This is a genomic window from Citrobacter sp. Cpo040, from assembly GCF_030332915.1.
Classification (GTDB): Bacteria; Pseudomonadota; Gammaproteobacteria; order Enterobacterales; family Enterobacteriaceae; genus Citrobacter; species Citrobacter portucalensis.
In genome coordinates this window covers 1,631,938-1,654,381 of sequence record NZ_JAOWGX010000034.1, presented here as the reverse complement: position 1 = coordinate 1,654,381, position 22,444 = coordinate 1,631,938, and the positions used below count along the sequence as shown (strand labels likewise).

14 protein-coding genes are annotated in these 22,444 nt (G+C 53.3%); all 14 read left to right on the top strand.

What is annotated here, in order from left to right:
* The first annotated feature begins 56 nt into the window (after nt 1-56).
* On the top strand, nt 57-4,991 hold the full coding sequence (locus OGX86_RS12615; protein ID WP_286640145.1) for an alpha-2-macroglobulin family protein: 4,935 nt from the start codon (nt 57-59) through the stop codon (nt 4,989-4,991).
* Complete coding sequence (pbpC, locus tag OGX86_RS12610) at nt 4,992-7,304, top strand: peptidoglycan glycosyltransferase PbpC (RefSeq protein ID WP_048225020.1); 2,313 nt, start codon at nt 4,992-4,994, stop codon at nt 7,302-7,304.
* Nucleotides 7,305-7,452: 148 nt separating this feature from the next.
* Entirely contained in the window at nt 7,453-7,884 is a 432-nt protein-coding gene (gene ndk, locus OGX86_RS12605; protein WP_003037710.1) for a nucleoside-diphosphate kinase, read from the top strand.
* Between the two features lie 251 nt (nt 7,885-8,135).
* Complete coding sequence (gene rlmN, locus OGX86_RS12600) at nt 8,136-9,302, top strand: dual-specificity RNA methyltransferase RlmN (protein ID WP_008785455.1); 1,167 nt, start codon at nt 8,136-8,138, stop codon at nt 9,300-9,302.
* A gap of 283 nt (nt 9,303-9,585) precedes the next feature.
* Nucleotides 9,586-10,584, top strand: a complete 999-nt coding sequence (rodZ, locus tag OGX86_RS12595) for a cytoskeleton protein RodZ (RefSeq protein WP_286640143.1) — start codon at nt 9,586-9,588, stop codon at nt 10,582-10,584.
* A gap of 26 nt (nt 10,585-10,610) precedes the next feature.
* Nucleotides 10,611-11,729: a flavodoxin-dependent (E)-4-hydroxy-3-methylbut-2-enyl-diphosphate synthase gene (ispG, locus tag OGX86_RS12590; protein ID WP_003037720.1), complete on the top strand. Its 1,119-nt coding sequence runs from the start codon at nt 10,611-10,613 to the stop codon at nt 11,727-11,729.
* 110 nt (nt 11,730-11,839) lie between these two features.
* Entirely contained in the window at nt 11,840-13,114 is a 1,275-nt protein-coding gene (gene hisS / locus OGX86_RS12585) for a histidine--tRNA ligase (RefSeq protein WP_003835173.1), read from the top strand.
* Nucleotides 13,115-13,127: 13 nt separating this feature from the next.
* Nucleotides 13,128-13,748, top strand: a complete 621-nt coding sequence (locus tag OGX86_RS12580; protein WP_136392220.1) for a YfgM family protein — start codon at nt 13,128-13,130, stop codon at nt 13,746-13,748.
* Nucleotides 13,749-13,758: 10 nt separating this feature from the next.
* Entirely contained in the window at nt 13,759-14,937 is a 1,179-nt protein-coding gene (gene bamB / locus OGX86_RS12575) for an outer membrane protein assembly factor BamB (RefSeq protein WP_008785453.1), read from the top strand.
* Nucleotides 14,938-15,055: 118 nt separating this feature from the next.
* Nucleotides 15,056-16,528 carry a ribosome biogenesis GTPase Der gene (gene der / locus OGX86_RS12570; RefSeq protein ID WP_003835168.1) on the top strand — a complete coding sequence of 491 codons (1,473 nt, stop codon included), beginning with the start codon at nt 15,056-15,058 and terminating at the stop codon, nt 16,526-16,528.
* 301 nt (nt 16,529-16,829) lie between these two features.
* A complete protein-coding gene (locus OGX86_RS12565) occupies nt 16,830-18,371 on the top strand; it encodes a peptide MFS transporter (RefSeq protein WP_048225012.1) in 1,542 nt (513 codons plus the stop codon).
* A 268-nt stretch (nt 18,372-18,639) separates the two neighbouring features.
* The gene (locus tag OGX86_RS12560; RefSeq protein WP_048225010.1) at nt 18,640-18,858 is read left to right on the top strand and encodes a zinc ribbon domain-containing protein; all 219 of its coding nucleotides are present in this window, start codon (nt 18,640-18,642) and stop codon (nt 18,856-18,858) included.
* Nucleotides 18,859-19,068: 210 nt separating this feature from the next.
* Nucleotides 19,069-21,279, top strand: a complete 2,211-nt coding sequence (sinH, locus tag OGX86_RS12555) for an intimin-like inverse autotransporter SinH (RefSeq protein WP_284105832.1) — start codon at nt 19,069-19,071, stop codon at nt 21,277-21,279.
* A gap of 57 nt (nt 21,280-21,336) precedes the next feature.
* Nucleotides 21,337-22,314 (top strand): SinI family autotransporter-associated protein, encoded by a 978-nt coding sequence (locus OGX86_RS12550; protein ID WP_128316391.1) that lies wholly within the window; start codon nt 21,337-21,339, stop codon nt 22,312-22,314.
* Nucleotides 22,315-22,444: the final 130 nt, after the last annotated feature.

The window sequence follows — 22,444 nt, the reverse complement described above, 5'->3', positions numbered from 1 at the left end:
TGACGCATAATAGTTGTTCTACGTAGCTAACGGGCCACTACGGCCAGGGATGAAAAATGAAACATTTACGCGTAGCGGCCTGCATGCTGATGCTGGCACTGGTCGGGTGCGATAATAATAACGAAAAATCACCGACGGCTGCGAAACCTGACTCGCCAGCTCCCCAGACTGCGCCAGTAAAAGACAAGGCCCAATTACAAAAGCTGGTGCAACAAAGCCAGGGCAAGTCTCTGACGCTGCTGGATGCCTCAGAGGTCCAGCTCGACGGTGCGGCAACGCTCGTTTTGACCTTCTCCATTCCCCTCGATCCAGAACAAGATTTTTCCCGCGTCGTGCACGTTGTTGATAAAAAAAGCGGCAAAGTGGATGGTGCCTGGGAGCTGGCGCCAAATCTGAAAGAGCTACGCTTACGCCATCTGGAACCTAACCGGGAACTGGTGGTGACCATTGAGCGTGATTTGCTGGCGCTGAATAAAGCGACGTTCGCTATTGATTATGAAAAAAACATTACCACCCGCGATGTACAGCCAAGCGTTGGGTTTGCCAGTCGCGGCTCGCTGTTGCCGGGAAAAGTAATTGAAGGCCTGCCGGTAATGGCCCTCAACGTTAACAGTGTGGATGTGAACTTCTTTCGCGTGAAGCCTGAATCGCTCGGCGCATTTGTCAGCCAGTGGGAATACCGCAATTCGTTGACGAACTGGGAATCTGACAATCTACTGAAAATGGCGGAACTGGTGTATACCGGACGCTTTGATCTCAATCCTGCGCGTAACACCCGTGAGAAGCTGCTGCTGCCGCTGAGCGATATCAAGCCGTTGCAGCAAGCAGGTGTTTACATCGCGGTGATGAATCAGGCTGGACAATACAACTACAGTAATGCCGCTACGCTGTTCACGCTCAGCGATATTGGTGTGTCTGCGCACCGTTACCATAATCAACTGGATGTCTTTACGCAGAGTCTGGAAAACGGCGCTGCGCAGCAGGGTATTGAGGTCACGTTACTCAACGAAAAAGGGCAGACGTTGGCGCAGGCTACCAGCGACGCGCAGGGTCATGTCAAACTGGAGACTGATAAAGACGCGGCTTTATTGCTGGCCCGCAAAGACGGGCAAACCACGCTGCTGGATTTGAAACTCCCGGCGTTGGATCTGGCTGAATTTGATATTGCCGGTGCACCGGGATACAGCAAACAATTCTTTATGTTTGGTCCCCGTGACCTCTATCGTCCTGGCGAAACGGTGATCCTCAACGGATTACTGCGTGACAGCGACGGCAACACGTTGCCCGACCAGCCGGTGAAGCTGGAGGTTGTGAAGCCCGACGGGCAAGTGTTACGTTCGGTGGTTAGCCAGCCGGAGAACGGTCTGTATCGCTTTAGCTGGCCGCTGGACACCAACGCGCCAACCGGTATGTGGCATATTCGTGCTAATACGGGCGACAACCAGTCACGGATGTGGGATTTCCACGTCGAAGATTTTATGCCTGAGCGGATGGCGCTCAATCTCTCCGCCAATAAGATTCCGGTCGCTCCGGCTGATGAAGTGAAGTTCTCGGTAGTGGGCTACTACCTGTACGGCGCGCCCGCTAATGGCAATGCTCTGCAAGGGCAGCTTTTCCTGCGCCCGCTGCGCGAAGCGGTGCAGGCATTACCGGGGTTCCAGTTTGGTAATATTGCTGAAGAAAACCTGTCCCGCAGCCTCGATGAAGTTCAGCTTACGCTGGATGAACACGGTCGCGGCGAAGTGACCACCAACAGCCAATGGCAGGAGACGCATTCCCCGTTACAGGTGATCCTGCAAGCCAGCCTGCTGGAGTCAGGTGGCCGCCCGGTGACGCGTCGGGCTGAACAAGCCATCTGGCCTGCGGACATGCTGCCGGGTATTCGTCCGCAGTTTGCGGCAAAAGCCGTCTATGACTATCGCACTGATACCACCGTGAATCAGCCTATCGTTGATGAAAACAGCAACGCCGCTTTCGACATTGTTTATGCCGATGCGCAGGGCGAGAAAAAAGCGGTGTCCGGTTTGCAGGTGCGTTTGATCCGCGAGCGCCGGGATTATTACTGGAACTGGTCTGAAGGCGAGGGCTGGCAATCACAGTTCGATCAAAAGGATCTGGTTGAAGGTGAGCAGACTCTGGATCTTAAGGCCGATGAAACCGGTAAAGTCAGCTTCCCGGTTGAGTGGGGTGCCTATCGTCTGGAAGTGAAAGCCCCGAATGATGCGGTGAGCAGCGTACGCTTCTGGGCAGGTTATAGCTGGCAGGATAACAGCGACGGCAGTGGGGCCGTGCGTCCCGATCGCGTGACTCTGAAACTGGACAAACCCAGCTATCGTCCTGGCGATACCATGAAGCTGCACGTTGCCGCTCCCGCTGCTGGCAAAGGTTATGCGATGGTGGAATCCAGCGAAGGCCCGCTGTGGTGGCAAGAAATAGACGTACCGGCGGATGGTCTCGATATCTCCATCCCGATCGATAAAACCTGGAATCGCCACGATTTGTATCTCAGTGCGCTGGTGGTTCGTCCTGGCGACAAGTCCCGTTCGGCCACGCCAAAACGGGCGGTTGGTTTACTGCATTTGCCGTTAGGTGATGAAAACCGTCGTCTGGCGCTGGCGCTGGAAAACCCGGCGAAAATACGTCCAAACCAGTCGTTGACCGTCAAGATTAAAGCCAGCGTCAAAAATGGCGACGTACCAAAACAGGTTAACGTGCTAGTCTCTGCCGTTGATAGCGGGGTGTTGAACATTACCGATTACGCCACGCCAGATCCGTGGCAGGCATTTTTCGGACAAAAACGCTATGGCGCGGATATTTATGATATTTACGGCCAGGTGATCGAAGGGCAAGGGCGGCTGGCGGCACTGCGCTTTGGTGGTGATGGCGATGAATTAAAGCGCGGCGGTAAGCCACCGGTTAATCACGTCAATATCGTGGCGCAACAGGCGCTGCCGGTCACGCTCAACGAGCAGGGCGAAGGTACGGTGACGCTACCGATTGGTGATTTCAACGGCGAGCTACGGGTAATGGCACAGGCCTGGACGGCGGATGACTTTGGCAGCAGTGAAAGCAAGGTGATTGTTGCCGCGCCGGTAATTGCTGAACTGAATATGCCGCGTTTTCTGGCGGGGGGCGATACCTCGCGACTGACGCTGGACGTGACTAACCTGACTGACAAACCGCAAACACTGAATATTAAGCTCGCGGCCAGCGGTTTACTGGAGCTGATGGGGCAAGATCCTGCTCCATTGAATCTGGCACCAGGCGTACGGACTACGTTGTTTATTCCGGTGCGTGCGCGGGAGGGGTTTGGCGATGGCGAAATTCAGGCAGAAATTAGCGGTCTGACTTTACCGGGTGAAACGCTGCCAGTTCAGCATAAACAGTGGAATATTGGTGTGCGTCCGGCGTTCCCGGCGCAAACCGTTAATAACGGTGTCGCACTTCAGCCGGGCGCAACCTGGCAGCTTCCGGGCGAAGAACTGACCAACTTCTCCCCTGCAACGATGCAGGGACAACTGCTGTTCAGCGGTAAGCCGCCGCTAAATCTGGCGCGTTATATCCGCGAACTGAAGGCTTACCCTTACGGCTGCCTGGAGCAAACGGCGAGCGGGTTGTTCCCATCCTTATACACCAACGCTGCGCAATTGAAGGCGTTAGGTATTGTGGGCGACAGCGATGAAAAACGCCGTGCTGCAGTTGATATTGGGATTTCTCGTTTAGTGCAGATGCAGCGTGATAACGGCGGTTTCGCGTTGTGGGATAAAAACGGGTCGGAAGAGTACTGGCTGACCGCGTATGTCATGGATTTCCTCGTTCGGGCAAATGAACAGGGCTACAGCGTCCCGGTAGAGGTCATTAACCGTGGCAACGAGCGGCTGCTGCGCTATTTGCAGGATCCCGGAATGTTGTCGATTCGCTATACCGACGACTCTTCAGCAAGCCGGTTTGCCGTACAAGCCTACGCCGCGTTGGTTCTGGCGCGTCAGCAAAAAGCCCCGCTTGGCGCACTGCGTGAGATCTGGGAGCGCCGTGCGCAAGCGGCCTCTGGTTTACCGCTGTTACAACTGGGAATCGCGCTGAAAAATATGGGCGATGCTAACCGCAGTGAACAGGCGTTGACGCTGGCGCTGAATACGCCGCGCCGCGATACGCAACAGTGGATGGCGGATTACGGCAGTGCGTTACGGGATAACGCGTTGATGCTGGCCTTGCTCGAAGAGAACAAGCTCAAACCTGACGTGCAGAATACGCTGCTGAACACGTTGTCAGAACAGGCCTTTGGGCAGCGCTGGCTCTCGACTCAGGAAAATAATGCGTTGTTCCTTGCCGCCCGTACGTTACAGGACTTGCCAGGCACATGGCAGGCGCAAACGTCACTCTCGGAGCAACCGTTAGCCGGGGAGAAATCACAGACGCGTAATCTGGATGCCGATGCGCTGTCCACGCTGAGCGTCACCAATACCGGTAATCAACCGCTGTGGCTGCGTCTGGATGTGAGCGGTTATCCGCAAACCTCACCGACGCCTGCCAGCAACGTTCTGCATATTGAGCGTCAAATTCTGGGGCTCGACGGAAACAGCAAATCGCTGGATTCGCTGCGCAGCGGCGAGCTGGTGCTGGTCTGGCTGGAGGTGAAAGCCAGCCAGAACGTGCCGGATGCGCTGGTGGTCGATTTACTGCCAGCAGGACTGGAACTGGAAAACCAGAATCTGGCCAACGGCAGCGCCAGCCTGCAGGATAGCGGTAGCGAAGTGGCGAATCTGCTTAATCAGATGCAGCAGGCAGATATCCAGCACGTTGAGTTCCGTGACGATCGCTTTGTCGCTGCGGTGGCGGTCAATGAAGGACAACCGGTTACGCTGGTGTATCTGGCGCGAGCGGTGACGCCGGGGACCTACCAGGTTCCCGTCCCACAGGTGGAATCAATGTATGTTCCGCAGTGGCGCGCGACCGGTGCGACAGAGGGACTTTTGATTGTCAGACCGTAAATGATGCGCCGGTTGGGTAAACGCGGCTGTTGGCTCTGGCTGGCAGCCGTTGCGCTATTGATTGTGGCGGCAGTTTGGGCGGCAGATAAAATCTGGCCGCTGCCCTTGCACGAAGTCGATCCGGCACGGGTCGTGGTGGCACATGATGGTACGCCACTCTGGCGCTTTGCCGATGCCGAAGGTATCTGGCGGTATCCGGTAACGATTGATGAGGTGTCGCCCCGCTACCTTGAGGCGCTAATTAACTACGAAGACCGCTGGTTCTGGAAGCATCCCGGCGTCAATCCGTTTTCAGTACTGCGCGCAGCATGGCAGGACCTCTCCTCTGGGCGTGTGGTTTCGGGCGGCAGTACACTCACCATGCAGGTCGCACGATTACTCGATCCCCATCCGCGAACCTTCGGCGGCAAGTTTCGCCAGCTCTGGCGCGCATTGCAGCTGGAATGGCATCTCTCCAAACGCGACATCCTGACACTGTATCTCAACCGTGCGCCGTTTGGCGGTACGCTGCAGGGCGTGGGGGCGGCAAGTTGGGCCTATCTTGGTAAATCACCCGCGCAATTGAGTTACTCCGATGCCGCGCTACTGGCTGTTTTGCCACAGGCACCGAGTCGCCTGCGTCCGGATCGCTGGCCGGACCGTGCCCAAGCGGCGCGTAATAAAGTGCTCGAGCGTATGGCGACCCAGGGTATTTGGTCTGCCAGACAGGTACAGGAGTCGCGTGAAGAACCGGTCTGGCTGGCGCCCCGGCAAATGCCGCAGTTAGCGCCGTTATTCTCGCGCATGATGCTGGGAAAAAGCCGGAGCGATAAAATCGTGACTACCCTTGATGCCGGATTGCAGCGTCAACTGGAAGAGCTGGCGCAGAACTGGAAGGGGCGCTTACCTGCACGCAGTTCGCTGGCAATGATTGTGGTCGATCACACCGATATGAGCGTGCGTGGTTGGGTGGGGTCGGTAGATATGAATGACGACTCCCGCTTTGGTCATGTGGATATGGTGAATGCGATCCGTTCGCCAGGCTCGGTGCTGAAGCCGTTTGTTTACGGTCTGGCGCTGGATGACGGACTCATTCATCCTGCTTCGTTGTTGCAGGATGTGCCGCGGCGAACCGGGGACTATCGACCAGGGAATTTTGACAGCGGTTTTCATGGCCCGGTGAGCATGAGCGAAGCGCTGGTAAGGTCGTTGAATTTACCCGCCGTGCAGGTACTTGAAGCCTATGGTCCGAAGCGCTTTGCCGCATCGTTACGTAATGTCGGCTTACCGCTGTATCTGCCCGCAGGGGCCGCGCCGAATCTGTCGCTGATTTTAGGTGGTGCGGGGGCAAGGCTGGAAGATATGGCCGCAGCGTACAGCGCCTTTGCCCGCCAGGGAAAAGCGGGAAAACTACGTCTGCAGCCGGGTGACCCACTGCTTGAACGTCCGTTGATGTCGGCGGGCGCGGCGTGGATTATTCGCCGTATTATGGCCGACGAAGCGCAACCGCTGCCGGATAACGCACTGAGCAGAGTGGTTCCGCTGGCGTGGAAAACGGGCACCAGCTATGGCTATCGCGATGCCTGGGCGATTGGTGTTAATGCTCGTTATGTGATCGGTATCTGGACTGGCAGACCAGACGGAACGCCGGTGGTGGGCCAGTTTGGATTTGCCAGCGCCGTGCCGCTGCTCAATCAGGTCAACAATCTTTTGCTCTCTCGCGGGACCAATCAGCCGGAAGATCCACGTCCTGATTCCGTGAGTCGCGGCGTGGTGTGCTGGCCGGGTGGGCAATCCCTTGCCCCCGGAGACAGCAACTGCCGTCGCCGTCTGGCAACCTGGTTACTGGATGGCAGTCAGCCACCAACGTTATTATTGCCCGAGCAGGAAGGGGTTAATGGCATTCGTTTTCCTGTCTGGCTGGATGATGAAGGCAAACGTGTGGCGGCGGATTGCCCGCAGGCGCACGAGCAAACGTTAATCGTCTGGCCGTTGCCGCTGGAGCCATGGCTACCGGAATCAGAACGCCGTGGGGAGAGATTACCGCCAGTTTCTGCCACATGTCCGCCGCTGGGGCAAGACGCTTCGCAGCCGTTGCAGTTGACAGGCATTCGTGATGGCGCGATTGTGAAGCGTTTACCCGGTTCTGCTCAAGCCTCATTGCCGGTGCAAACCAGCGGTGGGAGCGGTGAACGCTGGTGGTTTCTTAACGGTGAAAGGCTGGATGAACGCGGGCGTCGTCTTACGCTACGGCTGGTGACTAAAGGGGATTATCAACTGCTGGTGATGGATGACGCTGGTCAGGTAGCGACGGTGAGATTTTCGATGCAGTAGACCAGTTGGTGACTGTTTGTTGCTAAAATTCATCTTATTTTAAAGAAATGTTACCTTCATCAATAGTCAATTGCCGGGATGCTCTTTATAATCCGCGCCAGGTCGTACATCTATATAGACAACAACAGAACACATTACAGAGGTTATCATGGCTATTGAACGTACTTTTTCCATCATCAAACCAAACGCGGTGGCAAAAAACGTTATTGGGAGCATCTTTGCGCGCTTTGAAGCAGCAGGGTTCAAAATTGTCGGCACTAAAATGCTGCACCTGACCGTTGAGCAGGCACGTGGCTTCTATGCTGAGCACGATGGCAAACCGTTCTTTGACGGTCTGGTTGAATTTATGACCTCCGGTCCGATCGTTGTTTCTGTTCTGGAAAGCGAAAATGCCGTACAGCGTCATCGTGATCTGCTGGGCGCAACCAACCCGGCGAATGCGCTGGCCGGTACTCTGCGTGCAGACTATGCTGACAGCTTCACCGAGAATGGTACTCACGGTTCCGACTCCGTTGAGTCAGCGGCGCGCGAAATCGCCTATTTCTTTGGTGAAGGTGAGGTTTGCCCGCGCACTCGCTAATAAGCTCGTGGGGTAGGCCAGATAAGCATTTGCGCATCCGGCTCTGCTTTGCCTGATGGTGACGCTGATGCGTCTTATCAGGCCTACGATCTTCCTTTACATATTATTTTCGCTAATGCTTCGTGCAAACGTGGCATCCCTGCGCCAGACTTTGTACAATGCAACGCCCCGGAAGAGCAGATCGCTTGCCGGGGCGTTTCTTTTTAACCCTCCACGGGCCACAACGTGTAACAACGAGGCCGGAAAAAATTATGTCTGAATTAGTTAACACCTCTGAAGTCGTCATTCCTGCGGTTCCAAATAAAAATGGAAAAATTAACCTGCTGGATCTGAACCGTCAGCAAATGCGCGAATTCTTCAAAGAGATGGGCGAAAAACCGTTTCGTGCCGATCAGGTCATGAAGTGGATGTACCACTATTGCAGCGACAACTTTGATGACATGACTGACATCAACAAGGTGCTGCGTAACAAGCTGAAAGAAGTGGCTGAAATTCGCGCCCCGGAAGTGGTGGAAGAGCAGCGTTCTTCTGACGGTACGATCAAATGGGCTATCGCGGTTGGCGATCAGCGCGTTGAAACGGTGTATATCCCGGAAGACGATCGTGCGACCCTGTGTGTTTCTTCACAGGTCGGGTGCGCATTAGAGTGTAAATTCTGCTCTACGGCGCAACAGGGCTTTAACCGTAACCTGCGGGTATCGGAGATCATTGGTCAGGTCTGGCGCGCGGCGAAGATCGTCGGTGCGGTAAAGGCTACGGGCGTGCGTCCTATTACCAACGTGGTGATGATGGGGATGGGTGAGCCGCTGCTCAACCTGACCAACGTAGTTCCGGCGATGGAAATCATGCTTGATGACTTCGGTTTTGGGCTGTCCAAGCGTCGCGTCACGCTATCCACCTCAGGCGTTGTCCCTGCGCTGGATAAGTTGGGTGATATGATTGACGTCGCGCTGGCGATTTCTCTGCATGCGCCGAACGATGAAATTCGTGACGAAATTGTACCTATCAACAAAAAGTACAATATCGAAACATTCCTTGGCGCGGTTCGTCGTTATCTGGAGAAGTCCAACGCTAACCAAGGTCGTGTAACCATTGAGTATGTGATGTTAGATCACATCAATGATGGCACTGAACACGCGCATCAGCTGGCAGAACTGCTGAAAGATACGCCGTGTAAGATCAACCTGATCCCGTGGAACCCGTTCCCGGGCGCGCCGTATGGCCGTAGTTCTAACAGCCGTATCGATCGTTTCTCCAAAGTGTTGATGAGCTATGGTTTCACTACCATCGTGCGTAAAACACGTGGTGATGACATCGATGCAGCCTGCGGTCAGCTGGCGGGCGATGTTATCGACCGTACCAAGCGTACTCTGCGTAAGCGTATGCAGGGCGACGCTATCGAGATTAAGACCGTTTGATGTTGGCGCACTACGGTATAATTCCTGTACCGTAGTGCAACGTAAGCCATATGAGGTTTTTTGTTGTCGTCGTCAGGTCAATAATAACGGTGCGTTTTTGTCGACTTTAAGGCAGTATGTAACGGCGTAACAAGTGTTTAGCCCTCAGGTTTACGCCGTTTTGTCATTGATAGTCTGACCGTTTTATACTGTCTGACGAAGGTTAACTGACCAGATGTTTCGCGGTGTGGGTGAGCATTGTGGCTCGCCGGCATCAGAACCCAAATTTACGCAGCTGTAGCGAATGAATACTGAAGCCACGCACGACAAAAATGAAACACTATCCACCGGCGTTCGTCTGCGCAATGCCCGTGAACAACTCGGATTCAGCCAGCAGGCAGTCGCGGAGCGACTTTGCCTGAAGGTCTCCACGGTACGCGATATTGAAGAGGATAAGGCGCCAGCCGATCTTGCTTCAACATTCCTGCGCGGGTATATCCGTTCTTATGCGCGTCTGGTGCATATTCCTGAAGAAGAACTGTTGCCAGGGCTGGAAAAACAGGCTCCGATTCGACCAGCTAAAGTCGCACCGATGCAGAGCTTCTCGCTCGGCAAACGTCGTAAGAAACGCGACGGCTGGTTAATGACCTTTACCTGGCTGGTACTGTTTGTCGTTGTCGGACTGACAGGCGCCTGGTGGTGGCAGAACCATAAAGCGCAGCAGGAAGAGATCACCACCATGGCCGATCAATCCTCTGCTGAGCTGAATGCCGGTAAAGAGGGTGCGCAGAACGTACCGTTAGATACCAGCGCCGCAGCGGGGCAAGATACCCCTCCGGCTCCTGACGATGGTGCGGTAGCGGACGCAGCGCCAACGCCAGATGCTGCAGCGACCCCGGCACCTGCCGCTGATGCGCAGCAGAACGCCGTTGTTGCCCCATCTCAGGCTAACGTCGATACCGCAACCGCAGCGCCAACAGCGCCAGCTACAGCGGCTCCTCTGCCAACCGATCAGGCAGGTGTGACTACACCTGTAGCCGATCCTAACGCGCTGGTGATGAACTTTACCGCCGATTGCTGGCTGGAAGTAACCGATGCGACCGGTAAAAAACTGTTCAGCGGGATGCAGCGTAAAGACGGCAATCTAAACCTGACCGGTCAAGCGCCGTACAAACTGAAAATTGGCGCCCCGGCGGCAGTGCAGATTCAGTTCCAGGGTAAACCTGTCGATCTGAGTCGTTTTATCAGAACTAACCAGGTTGCGCGTCTGACCGTTAATGCCGAACAATCACCGGCTCAGTAACAGACGGCAATGCGGGAGATTTTTTAATGCATAACCAGGCTCCAATTCAACGTAGAAAATCGACACGCATTTACGTTGGGAACGTGCCGATTGGCGATGGTGCGCCCATCGCTGTACAGTCTATGACTAACACGCGTACCACGGATGTGGAAGCGACGGTTAATCAGATTAAAGCGCTGGAACGCGTAGGTGCAGACATTGTTCGTGTCTCCGTACCGACAATGGATGCCGCAGAAGCGTTCAAGCTTATCAAACAGCAGGTTAACGTCCCGCTGGTTGCCGATATTCACTTCGACTATCGTATCGCGCTGAAGGTGGCGGAATACGGTGTTGATTGCCTGCGTATTAACCCAGGTAATATCGGTAGTGAAGAGCGTATTCGCATGGTGGTGGATTGCGCTCGTGATAAAAATATTCCAATCCGTATCGGCGTCAACGCCGGATCGTTGGAAAAAGATCTGCAGGAAAAATACGGCGAACCGACGCCGCAGGCGCTGCTGGAATCCGCTATGCGCCACGTGGATCACCTCGATCGTCTGAACTTCGATCAATTCAAAGTCAGCGTTAAAGCATCTGACGTTTTCCTCGCCGTAGAATCCTATCGCCTGCTGGCGAAACAGATCGATCAACCGCTGCATCTGGGGATCACCGAAGCCGGTGGTCTGCGTAGTGGTTCGGTGAAGTCCGCGATCGGCCTTGGCCTGCTGTTATCTGAAGGGATCGGCGATACGCTGCGTGTTTCTCTGGCAGCCGATCCGGTGGAAGAGATCAAAGTGGGTTTTGATATCCTGAAATCGCTGCGCATTCGCGCGCGCGGGATCAACTTCATCGCTTGCCCAACCTGTTCGCGTCAGGAGTTTGACGTTATTGGTACGGTTAACGCGCTGGAGCAACGCCTGGAAGATATCATTACGCCAATGGACGTTTCGATCATCGGCTGCGTGGTAAACGGTCCTGGTGAAGCGCTGGTTTCTACGCTGGGCGTGACGGGCGGTAACAAGAAAAGCGGCCTGTATGAAGACGGCGTGCGTAAGGACAGACTCGATAACGACGACATGATTACGCAGCTTGAAGCCCGCATCCGCGCTAAAGCGAGTATTCTGGACGAAGCGCGTCGTATCGACGTGCAGCAGCTTGAAAAATAACAACGTGATGGGAAGCGGCGTGCTTCCCGTGTATGATTGAACCCGCATGGCGCCCGCATTGTTCGGGTTAGCGCTGAGGGTTCATTTTTATATTCATAAAGAGAATAAACGTGGCAAAAAACATTCAAGCCATTCGCGGCATGAACGATTATCTGCCTGGCGAAACCGCCATCTGGCAGCGCATTGAAGGCACTCTCAAAAACGTGCTCGGTAGCTACGGTTACAGTGAAATCCGCTTGCCGATTGTAGAGCAGACCCCGTTATTCAAACGCGCGATCGGTGAAGTCACCGACGTGGTTGAAAAAGAGATGTATACCTTTGAGGACCGTAATGGCGACAGCCTGACGTTGCGTCCTGAAGGGACTGCGGGCTGCGTACGCGCCGGCATCGAACATGGTCTCCTGTACAATCAGGAACAGCGTCTGTGGTATATCGGGCCGATGTTCCGCCACGAACGTCCGCAGAAAGGACGCTATCGTCAATTCCATCAGCTGGGTGTCGAAGTATTTGGCCTGCAAGGCCCGGACATCGATGCGGAGCTGATTATGCTGACCGCTCGCTGGTGGCGCGCGCTGGGTATTTCTCAGCATGTTAGCCTTGAGCTGAACTCAATCGGTTCGCTTGAAGCCCGCGCTAACTACCGTGATGCGTTGGTCGCCTACCTGGAACTGCACAAAGAGAAACTGGACGAAGACTGCAAGCGTCGTATGTACACCAATCCGCTGCGCGTTCTCGACTCCAAAAACCCGGAAGTACAGGCGCTGCTTAACGACGCACCTGCACTGGGCGACTATCTTGATGACGACTCTCGCGAGCACTTCGCGGGCTTGTGCAAACTGCTGGAATCCGCAGGCATTGCCTACACCGTCAATCAGCGTCTGGTTCGTGGTCTTGATTACTACAACCGCACCGTATTTGAGTGGGTCACTAGCAGCCTGGGCTCTCAGGGCACCGTGTGTGCCGGTGGTCGTTACGACGGTCTGGTCGAGCAACTTGGCGGTCGTGCAACGCCTGCCGTGGGCTTTGCTATGGGGCTGGAACGACTTGTTTTGTTAGTTCAGGCAGTTAATCCGGAATTTAACGCAGATCCTGTTGTCGATATATACCTGGTCGCTTCAGGGGCGGACACGCAGTCGGCGGCAATGACGCTTGCAGAACGTCTGCGCGATGAAGTTCCTGGTGTGAAACTGATGACAAACCACGGTGGCGGCAACTTTAAGAAACAGTTTGCCCGTGCCGATAAGTGGGGCGCCCGCGTTGCACTGGTACTGGGCGAGTCCGAAGTGGCTGACGGTACTGTTGTAGTGAAGGATTTGCGCTCTGGTGAGCAAACGGCAGTAGCGCAGGATAGCGTTGCCGCGCATTTGCGCACTTTACTGGGCTAAGGAGAAGGACAGCGTGGAAATTTACGAGAACGAACACGACCAGGTTGATGCGGTAAAACGCTTCTTTGCTGAAAACGGCAAGGCGCTGGCTGTTGGGATCATTTTAGGGGTTGGCGCGCTGGTTGGTTGGCGTTACTGGACCAGCCATCAGACGGAGTCCGCACGCTCTGCTTCTCTGGCATATCAAAATACGGTGACTGCGGTTAGCGCGGGTAAACCGGACAGCATTCCTGCCGCTGAGAAATTTGCTGCAGAGAATAAAAATACCTACGGCGCGCTAGCTTCACTGGAACTTGCGCAGCAGTTTGTTGACCAAAATGAACTTGAGAAAGCCGCAGGTCAGCTGCAACAGGGCTTGGCTGCGACCAGCGATGAAAATCTCAAAGCGGTGATTAACCTGCGTCTGGCTCGTGTTCAGGTTCAGCTTAAACAGGCTGATACCGCGCTGAAAACACTCGACACCATTAAAGGTGAAGGGTGGACGGCCATTGTTGCCGATCTGCGCGGTGAAGCGTTGCTGAGCAAAGGCGACAAACAAGGTGCGCGTAGCGCATGGGAAGCGGGTGTGAAAAGCGATGCCTCTCCTGCTCTGAGCGAAATGATGCAGATGAAAATCAATAATTTGTCCATCTGAGAGGGACCCGATGCAATTGCGTAAATTACTTCTGCCAGGGCTGCTTTCCGTTACCCTATTGAGCGGCTGTTCACTGTTTAGTGGCGAAGAAGATGTCGTTAAGATGTCCCCATTACCGGTGGTTGAAAACCAGTTTACTCCGTCTACGGAATGGAGCACCTCCGTAGGTAACGGTATTGGTGATTTCTATTCCAATCTTCACCCTGCGCTGGCGGATAACGTTGTCTATGCAGCCGATCGCGCTGGTGTAGTGAAAGCGTTGAACGCAGGCGACGGTAAAGAAGTCTGGTCTGTGAATCTGGGTGAGAAAGACGGCTGGTTCTCCCGTGCATCTGCACAGCTTTCTGGCGGTGTAACCGTGTCCGGCGGACATGTTTACATTGGCAGCGAAAAAGCACAGGTTTATGCGTTGAATACCAGCGACGGTACCACCGCATGGCAGACGAAAGTCGCCGGTGAAGCGCTGTCTCGTCCTGTTGTGAGCGATGGCGTAGTACTGATCCACACCAGCAACGGCCAGTTGCAGGCATTAAACGAAGCTGATGGCGCCATCAAATGGACCGTTAACCTCGACATGCCTTCCCTGTCTCTGCGTGGTGAATCCGCTCCGGCAACCGCCTTTGGCGCAGCTATTGTCGGCGGTGATAACGGTCGCGTGAGCGCCGTGCTGATGCAGCAAGGCCAGATGATTTGGCAGCAGCGTATCTCTCAGGCGACAGGCCCAACGGAAATCGATCGTCTGAGCGACGTTGATACCACGCCGGTTATCGTCAATGGCGTTGTTTACGCGCTGGCTTATAATGGTAACCTGACGGCGCTGGATCTGCGCAGTGGTCAAATTATGTGGAAACGCGAACTGGGCTCGGTGAATGATTTCATCGTCGACGGTAACCGTATCTACCTGGTTGACCAGAATGACCGCGTACTGGCGCTGACCACCGATGGCGGCGTGACGCTGTGGACGCAAAGCGATCTGTTGCACCGTCTGCTGACGTCCCCGGTATTGTATAATGGCAATCTGGTCGTCGGTGATAGCGAAGGCTACCTGCACTGGATTAACGTTGACGATGGTCGTTTTGTTGCCCAGCAGAAAGTCGACAGCTCAGGTTTCCTGACCGAGCCGGTCTCTGCTGATGGTAAACTGCTGATCCAGGCGAAAGACGGTACGCTGTACTCTATTACGCGTTAATCGTCCCGGCCGCTCGCTTTGAAAAACGGCTCCTGGTGCAGGGGCCGTTTTACTGTTTTTAACAACGGGGCAAAAAATGTGCCCGTTGTCTGATGATTTTTTAAATGAGGCTTTAAACATGGTACCTGTGGTCGCGCTTGTCGGGCGCCCTAACGTTGGCAAATCCACGTTATTTAACCGTCTAACTCGCACCCGAGATGCGCTGGTTGCGGATTTCCCGGGTCTGACTCGTGACCGTAAGTACGGTCGTGCGGAAATTGAAGGCCGTGAGTTTATCTGTATTGATACCGGCGGTATTGATGGCACCGAAGACGGTGTTGAAACCCGTATGGCGGAACAGTCGCTGTTGGCTATCGAAGAAGCAGACGTTGTGCTGTTCATGGTGGATGCGCGTGCTGGCCTGATGCCAGCGGATGAAGCTATTGCTAAACATCTGCGTTCGCGCCAGAAACCGACGTTCCTGGTCGCCAACAAAACTGACGGACTCGATCCTGACCAGGCGGTTGTTGATTTCTACTCATTGGGTCTGGGTGAAATTTATCCGATCGCGGCGTCCCATGGTCGTGGCGTTCTCAGCCTGCTGGAGCATGTTCTGCTGCCGTGGATGGATGACGTTGCTCCTCAGGAAGAAGTGGATGAAGACGCAGAATACTGGGCGCAGCTTGAAGCCAAAGAAAACGGCGAAGAAGAGCCTGAAGACGATTTCAACCCGCAGGATTTGCCGATTAAACTGGCAATCGTCGGCCGTCCGAACGTAGGTAAGTCCACGCTTACTAACCGTATTCTCGGCGAAGATCGTGTAGTGGTTTACGACATGCCGGGAACCACGCGTGACAGTATTTATATTCCGATGCAGCGCGATGAACGCGAATATGTGCTCATCGATACCGCGGGCGTGCGTAAGCGCGGCAAAATTACCGAAGCGGTAGAAAAATTCTCAGTAATCAAAACGCTGCAGGCAATTGAAGATGCCAACGTGGTGATGCTGGTGATTGACGCGCGTGAAGGGATTTCCGATCAGGACCTGTCGCTGCTGGGCTTTATCCTCAATAGTGGGCGCTCACTTGTTATCGTAGTCAACAAGTGGGATGGCCTGACGCAGGAAGTAAAAGAGCAGGTCAAAGAGACGCTGGACTTCCGTCTGGGCTTTATTGATTTTGCGCGCGTACACTTTATCTCTGCGCTGCACGGTAGCGGCGTGGGTAATCTGTTTGAATCGGTCCGTGAAGCATACGATAGCTCCACACGTCGAGTGAGCACCGCGATGCTGACGCGCATCATGACCATGGCAGTAGAAGATCATCAGCCGCCGCTGGTGCGTGGTCGTCGTGTGAAGCTGAAATATGCCCACGCTGGTGGTTATAACCCGCCAATCGTGGTGATTCACGGCAACCAGGTCAAAGACCTGCCGGATTCCTACAAGCGTTATCTGATGAACTATTTCCGCAAATCTCTGGACGTAATGGGGACGCCGATCCGTATTCAGTTCAAAGAAGGGGAAAACCCGTTTGCGAATAAACGTAATACACTGACGCCGACCCAGATGCGTAAACGTAAGCGTTTGATTAAGCACATTAAAAAAAGCAAATAATCGTTGCTGATGTTGATAAAAACCCGCGCTTGTCGCGGGTTTTTTTTCGTCTGCCCATTGCTGATCTCCCCCCTGTGTAAAGTCAATCACTATTCGTTTTTTGCCAAGTTTAAATCTAAGAAAGTAGACATTTGTCGAGTTTTCATCTTAAAGTCCGGGGGCTGGTACTAGACAAAACTAGCCTTAGGTTATCAAATGGTTAAATAACTTTTCGCCGCATGTAAAAAATCGGTCAGATACGTAACTGGCTGGCGTACATCGCGGTGTTTACACGCACGACGACATAACTTTCGGGAGAATTATGCAATCCTCTGTTAATCAAAAAGAAAGCCGAACTTTCTTCGGTCATCCTTATCCGCTCGGCTCGCTGTTTTTCACAGAGATGTGGGAGCGCTTCTCGTTTTACGGCATTCGCCCGTTACTGATCCTGTTTATGGCTGCTACCGTTTATGACGGCGGCATGGGGCTGGCGCGTGAAAATGCCTCGGCGATTGTGGGTATCTTTGCCGGTACGATGTATCTCGCCGCGCTGCCAGGTGGCTGGCTGGCGGATAACTGGCTCGGCCAACAGAAAGCGGTGTGGTACGGTTCCATTTTGATTGCGCTCGGTCACTTGTCGATCGCGCTCTCGGCCATTATGGGGAACAACCTGTTCTTTATCGGCCTGATGTTTATCGTACTCGGTTCCGGTCTGTTTAAAACCTGTATCTCAGTGATGGTTGGCACGCTGTATAAAAAAGGCGATGCGCGTCGCGACGGCGGTTTCTCGCTGTTCTATATGGGCATCAATATGGGGTCGTTTATCGCGCCGCTGATCTCCGGCTGGCTGATTAAATCCCACGGTTGGCACTGGGGCTTTGGCATCGGTGGTATCGGGATGCTGGTGGCGTTGATCATCTTCCGCGTATTTGCCGTTCCATCGATGAAACGTTATGACAGCGAAGTGGGTCTGGACTCAACCTGGAACAGCCCGGTAGTGAAACGTAACGGTGTGGGCGCGTGGCTGCTGGCGCTGGCCGTCGGCGTAGCCGTTATCGTTACGCTGATTGCGCAGGGCGTGATTGTGATAAATCCGGTCGCGGTTGCCAGCATACTGGTATACGTGATTGCAGCCTCCGTTGCCTTGTACTTTATCTACCTGTTCATCTTTGCCGGTTTGAACCGTAAAGAGCGCGCCAGACTGCTGGTCTGCTTTATCCTGCTGGTTTCCGCCGCGTTCTTCTGGTCTGCATTTGAGCAGAAGCCAACCTCATTCAACCTGTTCGCTAATGACTACACTAACCGTATGATCGGCGATTTTGAAATCCCGGCGGTCTGGTTCCAGTCGATAAACGCACTGTTTATCATTCTGCTGGCACCGGTATTCAGCTGGGCGTGGCCGAAACTGGCGAGCATGAACATTCGCCCGAGCAGCATCACCAAGTTCGTTATTGGTATTCTCTGTGCCGCTGCAGGCTTTGGTCTGATGATGCTGGCAGCGCAAAACGTTCTCAGTAACGGTGGCGCAGGCGTCTCCCCATTCTGGCTGGTGGGCAGTATCCTGATGCTGACGCTTGGTGAGTTGTGCCTGAGCCCGATCGGTCTGGCGACCATGACGCTGCTGGCCCCGGAAAGAATGCGCGGGCAGATGATGGGCCTGTGGTTCTGCGCCAGTGCGCTGGGTAACCTGGCCGCAGGTCTGATTGGTGGTCATGTGAAGGCCGACCAACTGGATATGCTGCCGGATCTCTTCGCTCGCTGCTCGATTGCATTGCTTATCTGCGCCGCGGTACTGATCGTCCTCATTGTGCCGATCCGTCGCATGCTGGAGAATACGCAAACTAAACCGGCTACTAGCGCCTGATAACACCTCGATTATGCCGGGGCAGACGTGATGTCCCGGCTATTCAATTTATGGGCTAAGAATATGTTGTGTTTATCGCCACCTTATCTTTGCATCATGCCTATATTCTTGATTTGGAACAGGTCGTTGCCATAGTTCGTACCATGATCGAAAAATCTATGTTGAAAATGTTGAGAGCCAGTTAAACCAGCAGGTGCTGTTCCGCAGGCGTTAGTAAATGTAGCGTGTTAAACTCAGCGTGACACTGGATCTTTATACTGGAGTAATTATGACTATTATCTGCCCGGATTGTCTCACCGAAATGGAACCACAAAACGGTATGGCGCACTGTGAGAGTTGTGATAAAGATTTTCAACTGGATACGCGTTGTCCGGAGTGTAATCAGCCACTGCAAGTACTCAAAGCCTGTGGTGCGGTGGATTATTTCTGCCAGAATGGGCACGGACTTATTTCTAAAAAACGTGTTGTTTTTGCTATCAGATACTAATTATATTAACTTTCTGAATAAAACAGGATTAGCTATATAGATAAAATATTAATTCGGTTTTTCTTATTTATTATACAAATAAATCCCAAGGTGTTTTTACTATATTTCTTATTTTTAGGAATATATTTAGGATATTAACCGTAAGTAATATTCAATCCATGGATATAATGTTCCTGTATATGGAAGCTATAGCAAACACAGGGATAATCTATGGTGCCAAGAGTACGCTTATTCGTTCTATTGTTAATGTCTGGCGCCGTAGCTGCCGAGACCGATATCAGTGTACCTGTCATTCCTGAATATGCGAGTGATTCTCAAAATACTCGTGTTTCCTCGTTACCCGATCTGGCCAGCGATGCGGTTGAAAAAGAAGAAAAAGAAAGTAAAGGACAATCCATTAAAGAAAAAAGCGCGGATTATATAACAAACTCCGCGACGCAAGGGTTTGAAAATCTGACGCCGGAAGCGCTGGAATCTCAGGCGCGTAGCTACCTGCAAAACCAAATCACTTCATCAGCACAGTCATTTCTTGAGGGGGCGATGTCACCCTATGGTAAGGTCCGCACCAGCTTGTCGGTCGGCGAAGGCGGCGATCTTGAAGGCAGTTCGCTGGATTATTTTGTTCCTTGGTATGACAACGAAAGTACGCTGTTCTTTAGCCAGGTTTCGGCCCAGCGTAAAGAAGAACGCACTATTGGTAACCTGGGTTTTGGTATGCGCCAGAACGTGGGCGACTGGCTACTGGGCGGCAACGTCTTTTACGACTATGACTTCACTCGCGGCCATCGCCGTCTGGGGCTGGGCAGCGAGGCATGGACGGATTTTGTTAAATTCTCCGGCAACTATTACCATCCGCTGTCCGACTGGAAAGATTCAGAGGATTTTGACTTTTATGAAGAGCGTCCAGCCCGAGGTTGGGACATACGGGCGGAAAGCTGGTTACCGTTCTACCCACAAATTGGCGGCAAGCTGATATACGAGCAATATTACGGCGACGAAGTGGCGCTGTTCGGCACCGACAATTTACAAAAAAATCCGCACGCCGTCACCGTTGGCCTGAACTATACGCCTGTTCCGCTGGTTACGGTGGGGACGGATTACAAAGCCGGAACGGGAGATAGCAACGATTTCAACGTTAATGCCACTGTCACTTACCAGTTCGGCACGCCGCTGGCGGCTCAGCTTGATCCCGAAAACGTCAAAATTCAGCATTCACTGATGGGGAGCCGCACCGATTTTGTCGATCGTAACAACTTCATCATTCTGGAATACCGCGAAAAAGATCCGCTGGACGTCACGCTGTGGCTGAAGGCTGATGCAACCAATGAGCACCCTGAATGCGTCATTCAGGATACGCCAGAAGCCGGTATCGGTCTTGAAAAGTGTAAGTGGACAGTGAATGCGCTGATTAACCATCATTACAAAATAGTCTCCGCTTCCTGGCAGGCAAAGAATAATGCCGAACGTACGCTAGTAATGCCGGTAGTGAAAGCGAATACGTTGACTGAAGGTAACAACAATCGCTGGAATTTGGTGCTTCCAGCTTGGGTAAACGCCGAGACAGAAGCACAACGTATTTCGCTGAACACCTGGAAAGTGCGTATGACGCTGGAAGATGAAAAGGGAAATAAACAAAACTCTGGCATTGTGGAAATCACCGTCCAGCAGAATCGTAAAATCGAACTTATCGTTGACAATATTGCCGATGCTGATCGCACCGATCACAGCCATGAAGCCAGTGCTCAGGCCGATGGTAAAGATGGTGTTGTGATGGATCTCTTAATTACCGACTCTTTTGGTGACACCACCGATCGCAATGGCAACGAGCTGGTCGACGAGGCCATGACGCCTGAGTTGTACGACAGCAATGATAAGAAAGTGATGTTATCCCAAACGCCTTGCACTACGGAAACGCCATGTGTATTTATTGCCAGCCGTGACAAAGAAGCAGGGACTGTCACGCTCTCCAGTACGCAGCCTGGCACTTTCCGCTGGAAAGCGAAAGAAGATGCCTATGGCGACAGTAACTATGTAGATGTCAGCTTCCTCGGAGAGGATGCGGGCACATTGAACCCACTTATTTATCAGGTGAAATCAAAAAAACCAATCAATTTGATCGGGAAAGAGGAGCAACATCCCGCAGTCAATAATACCTATCGCTTTCTGCTGTGGCGAGATAAAAACCAGGATGGCGTGTTTCAGATGTCCGAACAACTCACTGAAGAAGAGATGGCGCAGTACGACTATCAATGGGAATTCAGTGGGCAAAGCACCAATGGTCATACTGGGGCGCAGACAAATACTGCCAATCAGGATTTAGTATTGCCTGCGACCAACCGCGAAGCGGCGCAGAAGTTTTCCGCTCATGAGGAAGATGGTGTACAGGGTTATGGGTTACGCGTGGTGTATAGCAAGAAATAGCGTCAGCGTGGTGGCTGACCAGCCAGTCGCTGAATTTTGAAGAAAAGGAGAGTCTTAATGCAGGCAACATTCAAACGGCGGCTAACTAAAGTCGCTTTGGCACTGGCCATCGCTGGGTACTGTTCGGTACCAGCGGCGATTGCCGCCCCGGAAGGCAATCTGAAAGGCTCTGCCGGTTGGCAAAGTGTTAGCGAATCGACCGGCACTATTCAGGGCTCCGTGCCGTGGATCAACCGTGCGGCGGATAAAACTGCGGATACCGATAAAGATCATGTCACGGTGACTATCGATCGTGGTTCTCGATCCGCATCCACTGACGGTGAAAAGCAGCTGCACGTTGGCGATAAGCTGACGGTGAACTGGGCGATTGGCGATACTGAAGGCGACCTTGACACTGACAATACGGCTACCAAAGCCACGGTGCAGTGGATGAGCTACAGCGACCAGAATGGCGGCGATGCCAAAGAAATTGGCACCAAAGGCAGCGATACCTATGAAATTCAGGATGGCGATGCGGATCGCTATATCGGTATCAAAATTACGCCAACCACCACTACGGGCGACCCCTTCGTTGCCACAGAACTTTTGTTGAAAGACCTCTCAACCAATGAGGGTGGTGGTGCTGACGACGATGATATTCCTGAAGGTCCGGTCGTAGATGAAAACGTTCACGCAGTAATTTACGAGTCTGGTTCAACTACCAACCTGCTGGGTGCGACAACGAATCTTAAAACTAACACCACATATAAAGTGCTGTTGTGGAAAGATAAAGCGGGCGGTACGGAAGGTAAATACGATACGGGTGAAGAAGTTACCGCTGATTACAACTACCGCTGGCGGTTCGTGGGTACCAGTCAGAAAGCCGGTACCGGCACGGGCGGGATCGTCAACGAAAGCTGGAACGATAAAGACCTGGTCATCCCGATCACCAACGCCGAAGCGAAAACGGCGTTCGAAGGTGCCTCTGGCGGCGTTACCGTCGGCACCGATGGCGTTCAGGGCTTTGGCTTGTCCATCGACTACAAACGCAAATAAGTTGGCCTCAAGCAACCACTCCCTGCGGGGAGTGGTTTTTCCGCGTATTTTGCCAAGCCTCGCCGCTTCGCAAAATATGTGGTGGGTAGCGGATGCTGGGTTTCGCTTCGTTTCACCCAACCCACAGCGT